Raw genomic sequence first — 9,058 nt, forward strand, 5'->3', positions numbered from 1 at the left:
CGGATCAGGTCTTGGGTCAGCGCGATCAGATCGTCGCGGCGGGCAGTGATGGCGGCATTGAGTGTGTCAGTGGTGTTCATAATGTAACTATTGGCTGGAATGCCGCCGCAGACAATGCCCGCGCGTTGCAATTGCACCGAATTGCCACAAAACGACCGCAAAGGATTGGCATCGGCTTGTTTGCAAAAGCAGCGCAGTCCAAACTCTTCAAAGCAAACATGCGCCCCGAGACGGAATTTTAGATGTCAGTGCCTTCCAGCGACCCAAAAATTGCAGTTCTTATCCCGTGCTACAACGAAGCGCAGCCAATCGTGCATGTCGTGGAAGATTTTCGTGCAGCGCTACCCGATGCAGAAATCTACGTTTATGATAATAATTCGACCGATGACACGGCCGCGGTCGCCCGAGCTGCGGGTGCAATTGTGCGCGTCGAAACGCAGCAAGGCAAAGGCAATGTTGTGCGTCGCATGTTCGCTGATATTGAGGCCGATATCTATGTCATGGTGGATGGTGACAACACCTACGAGGCCAAGATTGCACCCCTTTTGATTGATAAGCTGCGCGCTGAGACGTTGGATATGGTCAGCGGTTGCCGAGTGACTGAAATTCAAGAGGCGTATCGTCCCGGTCATCGGTTCGGAAACTGGATGCTAACCGGCCTTGTCGCCCGAATTTTTGGCAAGCGTACGACTGATATGTTAACCGGATACCGTGTTTTTTCGCGCCGATTTGTCAAAAGCTTCCCTGCCTTGTCTCGCGGATTTGAAATTGAAACGGAATTGACTGTTCATGCGCTTGAATTGCGGATGCCTATCGCTGATGTCGAGACGGACTATATCGACCGTTTGCCGGGGTCTGACAGCAAGCTAAGCACAATTCGTGACGGGGTGCGCATCTTGAAGATGATCGTTTTTCTAGTGAAAGAAGAGCGGCCACTTTTGATGTTTGGCATGATCGGATTAGCCATGGGTGTTGTTTCGCTGGTCTTAGGTGTCCCCATCGTGGCGGAGTTCTTGGGCACCGGCCTTGTGCCGCGTTTTCCAACCGCAATTCTGGCTGCGTCTGTTATGGTCATTGCAGTGCTGTCTGTCATGGCAGGGCTGATTTTGGACACGGTCACGTTGGGCCGCCGCGAGATGAAGCGGATGGCGTATCTTGCATTGCCCGCCGTATCGCGGAAATAGACAGATATGTCGCCAAATCTCTGGGGGCAGATCGTTCGGTTTAGTGTTGTTGGTGGCGTTGGCTTTGTTATTGATGGCGCGCTGCTTTGGCTGATGATCTGGCTAGATATGAACCCCTATCTGGCGCGTGCGCTTTCGTTTCCTGCTGCGGTTGTTGTCACATGGGCCCTAAATCGAAATTGGACTTTTCGTACTAGTCGCCATTCAAGCAACAAGGGTCAGTTGCAGCGCTATTTTGCCGTACAGATGATCGGAGCCCTGAGCAATTATCTGGTTTATTCGGTGTTTATTGGGCTATTCGGGTTGGCTGGAACGACGTTGTTTTGGGGCTTTGCTTTGGGGTCATTTGTCGGTGCGTTCATAAATTTTTGCGGCGCGCGACTAATTGCATTTCGGGCGCACGAGACGTGAAGTGTCGGGTTGACCATTGTGGCTGTCAGTTGGACTGTGTCCCTTCTAGACAGCAAAAACACGAGTGAGCCATTGAAGATGCGGCAAACGACCTTTTCCTCGCGCATAGACCTAGCCTTTTGGTTTAGTCTTGCTGCTGTCGTAGCAATTGTTTTGGCAAAAGCGGCGGTTGCTGCACCGCAGATCCACGACAATTTGTCGCTGCTTGATAATGACAGCGTCATGCGCCTGATCTCGATCCAGAACTGGCTGGGTGGCCAAGGTTGGTTTGATACGGTCGAGTATCGGCTAGTGCCGCCTGAAGGCGTTCTGATGCATTGGTCGCGCTATATTGATGCGCTGATCGGCGGGCTGTTTTTAGCCTTTTCATTGGTTTTCCCGAGTGATTTGGCGCTGACGATTGCTTTGACGGCCTGGCCTACCTTGCTGGCGTTGGTGCTCATTGTCGTTGTTGGATTTGGCACCCGCCGCCTGATCGGTCCAGATGCTGCGTGCTTTGCCATGCTTTGCGCCATGATGTGGCCTTTCACGTCTAATTTTTACTTTTTACCGGGCCGGATCGATCACCACAACGTTCAGGTTTTGATGATTGTTTTGATCACATTCGCCATTATTTGGCCGGATCAACCCATCCGCTCAGGACTTGTCGCTGGAGTTGCTGCGGCATTCGCATTAGCGATCGGTTTGGAAACACTTCCCTATATTTTGCTTGCTGGTGCTTTGCTTTTTGTACGCGCCAATCTTGGACTTAGCCCAACCGCTGACAGACTGCTGGTTGTCTTTTGTGTGTCGCTCAGTCTGGCGAGTGTTGCTTTCTGGTTGGGGCAGACACCGCAGACGCGGCTGGCATTACCAGTGTGCGATCAGCTTGGGTTGCCGGTGCTTAGCCTCATAGCAATCGCTGGAATCGCCAGTATTTTGCCGATGCTTTTGCTGTCAGGTAGGGTGTTTATGCGGCTTGGGCTCGGCATTGCCTTGATTGCGCTGGGCTGCGTCGTCGCGTGGCCATTGTTGGGGTCGTGTTTGGCGGGTCCCTATGGCGCGCTTCCTCAAGAAGTACAGGATATAATCCGCTTTGGCATTGTCGAGGCGCAACCCGGTTTGGTTTATGCGCAGAACAACGCATTTAGTTACATCAGCATGGGGCTTCCGGTTGTGGGTTCATTGGCGGTAGCGGGTTATTTTTGGCGAAGGATGGGCAAAGCTAGCCATGTTGATTGCCAGAAGCGCGACATCGTCGGCCAGCTCTTGATCCTTTGCATTATCGGCGTACTGGCATCTTTTTCCCAAATCCGCCTACTTCTAATGAGCGCGGGAGCGTTGCCTGTCTTAGTAGGCTTTGGTCTGGCTGCACTGTTGCAGCGCTATATGCAGGCGCGGACGATAGGCGACGCGGCCATGTTGATAGGCGTTGGGGTTTTGCTGATCTCTCCATCGATGCTTGAAGTACCAATCAAAAGCGCCTTGCAAAGCGATCAGACAGTTCGGACTGCGATGGATCACAGTTGTCGCAAGGACGAAGCGCTGGCGCCATTGAACGCTTTGCCCACGGGAATTTTTCTGACCCCCATGAATCTTGGGCCAGTGTTAATGCTAAGAACCCACCACAAGAGTTTGTCCGGACCGTATCACCGCAGTCCCGCTGCCTTTGCTAACGGGTATCTGCCTTTCGAATTGCCCGAGGCGAAACTTAAATCTTACATCGAAAATACAAATGCCACGCATTTGTTGTTGTGCGGCGGAACAACTTATGATGTCGGTTTTGCGCGAGACCTAGTTGAGGGTGCAACAGCAGATTGGCTTATTCCAGTCAACGTTGATGCCGGCGACTTGATGATATTCGAAATCAAATAAAGCAGCGTGGTGTAACTTGGCATTTCTTTTAGGCGTGGACACAGGCGGGACCTATACGGACGCCGTGGTTCTGGACGAAGCGGCGGATGTCGTTGTAGCGTCGGCCAAAGCGCTGACTTCGCGCCCAGACCTTGCTGTCGGGGTGGGCCAAGCGATTGATGCAGCCCTTGCAGGCGCAAAGGTGGCGGCTGCTGATATCGCGATGGTGTCGCTCTCCACAACTTTGGCCACGAACGCGCTGGTCGAAGGGCAGGGTGGGCGGATTGCGTTAATCGCGATTGGTTTTGAAGATGCGGATTTGGGCCGTGCTGGCCTCACTGAGGCTTTGCGTGGTGATCCGGTTATTCGTCTTGCGGGCGGTCACAACCATGCTGGAAACGAAGCAAAAATGCTTGATCTGGCTTTGTTAGAGACTGAACTGGCAAAGTTGGACGCGGGCATCACTGGCTTTGCAGTGGCCGCGAGCTTTGCCACCCGCAACCCCGCACATGAGGTTGCCGTGCGCGACTTGATCCGTGAAGTGACAGGTAAACCAGTCAGTTGTTCACACGAACTTAGCCAAGCGCTGGGTGGACCGAAGCGCGCGTTGACGGCTGTCTTGAACGCCCGATTGATTGGCATGTTGGACCGCCTGATCACTGCCTGCGAAGGGCATCTAACCACCGTTGGTATCACGGCGCGGCTGATGGTTGTGCGCGGCGATGGAGCGTTAGTGTCTGCCAGCGTTGCGCGTGAGAAACCGATCGAAACGATCTTGAGCGGCCCTGCGGCATCGATCGCGGGGGCCAGTTGGCTGACGGGCGAAACGGACGCGCTTGTCAGTGATATTGGCGGGACCACGACAGATGTTTGCCTGCTGCGTGATGGGCGTCCAAAGATCGACCCCCAAGGCGCGCGGGTTGGTCCGTTTCGCACCATGGTCGAAGCGGTCGCAATGCGCACCTGGGGCTTGGGTGGTGATAGCGAGGTGCACGTAGTTGATGGGCTGGCTGGTGGGTTGCGGCTAGGGCCGCGCCGCTTGATGCCGGTCTCGCTGGCAGCAAAACATTATCCTGAATTAGTACACGCAGCACTGGATCGTGCGCTTGCGCAAGATGTGCCCTCTGCGGACGGTGGCCAGTTCGTTCTTCCGCTTTGGACAGACATGCCGGAGGGATTAGACGCACGCGAGCAGACCGTAGTGGATCGCTTGGCGGATGGGCCGCTGAGGCTGGGTCACGCTTTGCAATCACGCATGGAAAGCCCTGCTTTGGCGCGGTTGGTCGGGCGTGGCTTGGTGATTTTGGCAGGTGTGACGCCATCGGACGCGTCACATGTATTGGGGCTGGTTGACGCGTGGGATGCGGATGCAGCGCAAAAGGCGGTGACGCTATTTGCACGTCGCAGAACTGGCGCTGGCACGCGTATCGCCGAAACCGCAGAGGTCATGTCACGTCAAATCATCGACCAATTGACCGCGCAAACCGTTGATTGCTTGCTGCAAGCGGGCTTTGCCGAGGATGATCTGGACTGGGCAGATCCTGCGGCTTTGGCCCAACATCCTTTGACCCATGCGGGTCTGGATCAGCACAAAGGCGTCATTCAAATGCAGATGTCACTGGGCGTTCCTGTGATCGGTTTAGGTGCATCTGCCGCAACATATTATGGTGCTGTGGGTGCAAGGCTTGGCACGCGCATGGTTTTGCCTGCCCATGGGGGTGTGGCCAATGCGATTGGTGCGGTCGTTGGACAAGTACGGATGCAGGCCACCGGAACAGTCACGAGCGCAGGCGAGGGATCATATGCTGTGCATTTTCCAGACGGTCCGCAGGTGTTCACAGATCGTGATACGGCGCTTTTGGCGTTAGAAACAGCCCTGCAAACCGAGGCGGAAACCGCTGTGCGTGCGTCCGGAGTCGAGGAAATTCGACTATCAGTCAGCCGTGATATCTCTGAGGCGCAGATCGAGAACCGGACAATGTTCATCGAGGCGACACTGCGAGTAGAGGCAAGCGGTCGGCCAAGAATTGCGCACGATGGGTTGGGGTAAATAGTTTTTGGTATTGATCGCTACTGGTGCTAACCTTCGTAAATCGACTTAGGATTTTTTGCATGCAACAGACCACTTTACCGCAACCCGCAAAGTTTGGGCTTTTGGGCTTCATGTTTGGCGTTGCGAGTATCGTTGTGATCCTCATTCAGTTTTCTGTGCTGTTTGAGCCGCAAGAAAAAAGCGCCGGATCGACGATTGGCGAGATCGCTGCCGAGATCAGGCTGTCTGCTGCGCGTGCATTATCTGGTGAACCTGCGCCGGAACCAGAACCATTGCCCCAAGACTATACGTGGATGATTACAATTGCGGCGCTTTGCGCGGGCGGGGTTGCTGTGGTGCTTGGCGGTATCGGATTATACCGAAATGAACCACATCGATTGTCTTACTTAGCGATGAGCTTTGGTATTTCAGCGTTCGTTATGCAGTTTGTTTTCTGGCTGGCGCTACTGATTTGTGGTGTCGTGTTACTGGTCAGTATTATCGGCAATCTGGATAGTATTCTCGAATAGCGAGATCGTGAAACTGCGGTTTGGGATTGCGATCAACCGTGCGCTTAGCCGATCATAAACACGTCATAGCGCGTTGATTTGCCCATAATGTGATGGGTGCATGCCCGAATGCCTTCAATCGGGTCGGCTTTCGCGGGCCACTTTACGACGACGCGGTTGGTCGCATTTGCAAGCGCCACGCGCACAAGGTCAGCGGCGTCTTCATCGGTTCCAACAATCTCGCGGACTTGGCGCAGCTCAAGCTTTACTAAAGCAGAGCTTTTGCGTGGCGGATGCATTGGATCGATCAATATTGCCTCGCCATCCAGATCAGGTAGCAAATCCTTGGCGTCACCTTTCAACAGGGTCATGCGGTCGATAATCTCGCAATAGGCCCCACCTTCTTTGGCCGCTCGGTTCATGCCGTCCGTAAGCAAAGCATGCATTTTCTCTGACCGTTCAATCAATGTGACTTGCGCACCAAGAGACGCGAGCAAAAATGCATCGCGGCCAAGACCCGCTGTGGCATCAATGATCATAGGTGTTTTGCCAGCCCGCAGTCCCATTGCCTTTGCTAAGTCTTGCCCGCGTCCGCCACCGAACCGCAGGCGGTGCGCAACAGCACCACTGACAAAATCGACGCGAAGCTCTGACGTTGATTGTTTCAAAGTATCTTCATTTTCAGTTTCATGCCTGCGATGTTGATAGCGGTCCTACATCTGTAGTTTGCTTTTGCAAATATGACAAAACCCGCCGCGGCCGTCACTTTGTCGTCAGGTCGATTGCGTCAACCAGTCGCATGGGTCACAAGTCGTGAAACTTTGGACCGGACCGCATGCTTGACCGATACGCACGTCGATTGATTGATCCGCCCCTGAACCAGATCGGTGCAGGGCTGGCGACGCGCGGCTATACGGCAAACGGCGTGACGTTGATCGGGCTTGGACTAGGGTTGTTTGCAGCCCTATTGATCGCTGTTGGTGCGCCGATGTTGGCGCTTGTGCCGCTGCTGGCCAGCCGGATTGCAGACGGATTGGACGGTGCCGTGGCGCGCGCCACTCAAAAGACCGACTTTGGCGGTTATCTGGATATTGCGGCGGATTTTCTGTTCTACGGTGCGATCCCGCTGGCGTTTGTGCTGTCTGATCCGGCTGGAAATGGCTCTGCTGGCGCGTTCCTGCTGGCGTCTTTCTATTTTAATGGAACCAGCTTTCTAGGTTATGCCATCTTGGCTGAAAAGCACGGGGATAAAACCGACGCGCAGGGCCAAAAGTCGCTTTATTATTCCAATGGCATTCTGGAAGGGACCGAGACTATCGTGTTTTTCGTGATCCTTTGCCTGCTGCCACATCTGTTCACACCGCTTGCATGGGTCTTTGGGGCTTTGTGCTTTGCGACGGCTACTTTGCGGATTTACGCCGCCAAACAAATCTACACGACATAAAGGAATAACCCGATGAAACATCTTGCCATTTTGGCTGCGTTGCTGGCCCCCGTGCCGGCATTCGCAGAGACTGACCCTGCGAACTGGGATGGCGTCACTGCGGCCGCCCAAGGTCAAACCGTCTATTGGAATGCTTGGGGTGGATCGACCACAACCAATGATTTCATCGCATGGGTTGGCGCGCGTGTCGCAGAAGACTACGGCGTCACGCTAGAGCATGTGAAGCTGACTGATACCGCCGATGCAGTGACCCGCGTGCTGTCTGAAAAGCAAGCTGGCGAAGACGACGATGGTGCGATTGATATGATCTGGATTAACGGCGCAAACTTTGCCGCGATGAAGGATGCGGATTTGCTGTTTGGTCCTTACGCCGAACAACTGCCGAACTGGGCCTTTGTTGATGTGGATGGCAAGACCGTCCAGACAGACTTTACCGTGCCAGTCGAAGGCTATGAAAGCCCGTGGGCGATGGCGCAGGTTGTGTTCATCCATGATACTGCCGATTTGGCGGAACCACTTGGGTCAATGCAAGCGATCCTTGAATGGTCCCAAGCCAATCCGGGCCGTTTCACATATCCGCAGCCGCCAGATTTCTTGGGTACAACGTTCCTCAAGCAAGCATTGGTTGACCTTTTGGATGATGCGACTGTGTTGTCCGAGCCAGCGACGGACGAAAACTATGATGCTGTCACAGCCCCGCTTTGGGCTTATCTGGATGCATTGACCCCGACTTTATGGCGGGCAGGGCGTGCCTATCCGACAACGGGTCCGGCGCAGTTGCAACTGATCGCTGACGGCGAAGTTGATCTGGCGATTTCGTTTAGCCCCGGTGAGGCGACTGCCGCGATTGCCAACAACCAGTTGCCACCGACAGCGCGGACTTTCGTGCTGGACAAAGGCACCATTGGCAACGCGTCTTTCGTGGCGATCCCTTACAATTCAGGTTCATCCGAAGGTGCGATGGTTGTCGCAAACTTCCTCATGTCACCAGAAGCACAGGCCCGTGCGCAAGACCCAGAGATTTTGGGTTACGGCACCGTGCTGAACGTGGATGCACTGTCAACAGACGATCGTGCGCGGTTTGATGCCTTGCAGTTGGGCGTTGCGACACTGTCCCCCGCAGAATTGGGCACAGTCCAAGCAGAGCCGCACCCAAGCTGGATGACCCGTATCGCTGACGATTGGGCCAACCGCTACGGTGTGGCGCAGTAAAAGCGAGAGTTGCGGCAAGGCATGAAGACAAACCGCGCCTTGCCGCTACTGCCGATCATCACCTTGTTGGTGATGTTAGGGCCTGTGATTGCGGGCCTTGTCGGGACCATATTGCCAGCCTTTGGGCATTTGCCCGCCGCTGGTCTAACTGGTCCGTCGCTTGCGCCATTTCGTGATCTGTTTGATTGGGCGGGTCTGCCGCGTGCGGCCCTTTTGTCGATCAGGACAGGGTTGCTCGCCACTTCGATCTCGCTCGCTATTGTTATGCTTGTCACGGCGGGTTGGTCCGGCACAAAACCGTTCCGCACGTTAGAGCGTTTATTGTCCCCATTACTGTCCGTCCCGCACGCGGCGGCGGCTTTTGGTTTGGCGTTTTTGATCGCACCATCTGGTTGGGTGTCGCGTTTATTTTCGCCTGTTTTGACCGGATGGG

The 9,058-nt window shown here is 54.6% G+C and carries 9 protein-coding genes and 1 pseudogene; 9 read left to right on the forward strand and 1 reads right to left on the reverse strand.

Features of this window, described 5'->3' with window-relative positions:
- The 6 genes from QZ197_RS12770 to QZ197_RS12795 all read left to right on the forward strand — a co-directional run.
- On the forward strand, window positions 1-242 hold a 242-nt coding region (locus tag QZ197_RS12770; RefSeq protein ID WP_296432403.1), incomplete at its 5' end, for a hypothetical protein.
- On the forward strand, window positions 243-1,184 hold the full coding sequence (locus QZ197_RS12775) for a glycosyltransferase family 2 protein (protein ID WP_296432405.1): 942 nt from the start codon (window positions 243-245) through the stop codon (window positions 1,182-1,184). It begins immediately after the preceding gene.
- A 6-nt stretch (window positions 1,185-1,190) separates the two neighbouring features.
- Window positions 1,191-1,595, forward strand: a complete 405-nt coding sequence (locus tag QZ197_RS12780) for a GtrA family protein (RefSeq protein WP_296432406.1) — start codon at window positions 1,191-1,193, stop codon at window positions 1,593-1,595.
- A gap of 78 nt (window positions 1,596-1,673) precedes the next feature.
- Entirely contained in the window at window positions 1,674-3,449 is a 1,776-nt protein-coding gene (locus QZ197_RS12785) for a hypothetical protein (RefSeq protein WP_296432407.1), read from the forward strand.
- Between the two features lie 16 nt (window positions 3,450-3,465).
- Window positions 3,466-5,478, forward strand: coding sequence for a hydantoinase/oxoprolinase family protein (locus tag QZ197_RS12790; RefSeq protein WP_296432410.1), 2,013 nt, complete (start codon window positions 3,466-3,468; stop codon window positions 5,476-5,478).
- 62 nt (window positions 5,479-5,540) lie between these two features.
- Window positions 5,541-5,990, forward strand: coding sequence for a hypothetical protein (locus QZ197_RS12795; RefSeq protein WP_296432411.1), 450 nt, complete (start codon window positions 5,541-5,543; stop codon window positions 5,988-5,990).
- A 44-nt stretch (window positions 5,991-6,034) separates the two neighbouring features.
- Here QZ197_RS12795 and QZ197_RS12800 read toward each other — a convergent pair whose 3' ends face one another.
- Window positions 6,035-6,637, reverse strand: a complete 603-nt coding sequence (locus QZ197_RS12800) for a class I SAM-dependent methyltransferase (protein WP_296432414.1) — start codon at window positions 6,635-6,637, stop codon at window positions 6,035-6,037.
- A gap of 167 nt (window positions 6,638-6,804) precedes the next feature.
- Between QZ197_RS12800 and QZ197_RS12805 the strand changes: the two genes are divergently transcribed.
- The 3 genes and pseudogenes from QZ197_RS12805 to QZ197_RS12815 form a co-directional block, all read left to right on the forward strand.
- Complete coding sequence (locus QZ197_RS12805) at window positions 6,805-7,413, forward strand: CDP-alcohol phosphatidyltransferase family protein (protein ID WP_296432415.1); 609 nt, start codon at window positions 6,805-6,807, stop codon at window positions 7,411-7,413.
- Window positions 7,414-7,425: 12 nt separating this feature from the next.
- Window positions 7,426-8,625, forward strand: coding sequence for an ABC transporter substrate-binding protein (locus QZ197_RS12810; RefSeq protein WP_296432416.1), 1,200 nt, complete (start codon window positions 7,426-7,428; stop codon window positions 8,623-8,625).
- Window positions 8,626-8,646: 21 nt separating this feature from the next.
- Window positions 8,647-9,058: pseudogene (locus tag QZ197_RS12815) on the forward strand (ABC transporter permease); the annotation flags it as partial.

Source organism: Yoonia sp., assembly GCF_017854415.1.
Taxonomy (GTDB): domain Bacteria; phylum Pseudomonadota; class Alphaproteobacteria; order Rhodobacterales; family Rhodobacteraceae; genus Yoonia.